The sequence below is a fragment of the Mesorhizobium sp. M7A.F.Ca.ET.027.03.2.1 genome, assembly GCF_003999175.1.
Lineage (GTDB): Bacteria > Pseudomonadota > Alphaproteobacteria > Rhizobiales > Rhizobiaceae > Mesorhizobium.
This window is the reverse complement of record NZ_RZOM01001792.1, coordinates 1-576: the sequence shown is the minus strand read 5'-3', so window position 1 is coordinate 576 and position 576 is coordinate 1. Positions and strand designations below refer to the sequence as shown.

Below are 576 nucleotides of genomic sequence, written 5' to 3'. Positions count from 1 at the left end.
GCGTCGTTCCAGGCGATTGCCGCGCCTGGCGCGCGTCCAGCCGTACTCGGCCATCCGCAATATGGCCTGGCCAGGCTGATCGGCAAGATCGGCGTATTGCGCGGCGACGTCGAGGAGATCGGCGTGGCCGAACCGCGACTTGCGCTTCGCGCCGCCCTTGTCGGCGAAGCGCTGCGGCCGGCCGAAACCACCGAACTCTGGGCCGAGACACGTGCCGGTTTCCCGGCGTCCGACATTGCCGGCGCCTTCGCCGAGGTGACCTTGCTCGAAGCTGCCAGCGAACGTGATGAAGCTGTCGCCATCGCCGTCGCGCTCAAGCGCGCGGTCGAACAGCCCGGCCAAAGGGCGGCTCTCGTCACCGGCGACCGCGCGCTGGCGCGGCGCGTCTCGATCCAGCTCCAGCGCTTCGGCGTCGCCGCCGACGATTCCGGTGGCACGCCGCTCGCCAACACCCCGGCGGCCAGCCTGCTCAGGCTGGCGCTCGAGGCATTGTTCAGGCCAGGCGATCCGGTCGGCCTGTTGTCGCTGCTCAAGCATCCGCTGCTTGGCCTCGGCCTCGAACGGGCCGATGTGCGC

General features: G+C 70.5%; 1 pseudogene. It reads left to right on the top strand.

Features of this window, described 5'->3' with window-relative positions:
* Window positions 1-576 (top strand): annotated as a pseudogene (locus tag EN750_RS38095) (double-strand break repair protein AddB); the annotation flags it as partial.